At 64.4% G+C, this 253-nt stretch carries 1 protein-coding gene; it reads right to left on the reverse strand.

The window, feature by feature from the left end; translation table 11 throughout:
* On the reverse strand, positions 1 to 253 hold a 253-nt coding region (locus SB816_RS33455; protein WP_410548436.1), incomplete at both ends, for an autotransporter domain-containing protein.

Consider the following 253-nt stretch of genomic DNA (forward strand, 5'->3'; position numbering starts at 1 on the left):
GTTGAAGCCGTTCAGCTTCAGGTACTGATACATCAGCTGCGCCTGCGGTTCGACCGCGATCGGTGTGCCGCCGATCCCGAACGGCTTGCCGACTTCCTGCGACAGCGCGATGCCGAAGCCGTTCTGCGACGCCTCGTTGCCGTAGCTGTTGCGATACCGGTTGCCGTAGTGCGTGACCTGGCCGACGCTGTCGAAGTAGGTGCCGTCGGCCAAGTAGCGCGTCCAGTAGCCGCCGACGCTCTGCGCGTGCATC

Source organism: Achromobacter sp. SIMBA_011 (genome assembly GCF_046535435.1).
GTDB lineage: Bacteria > Pseudomonadota > Gammaproteobacteria > Burkholderiales > Burkholderiaceae_B > Achromobacter > Achromobacter dolens.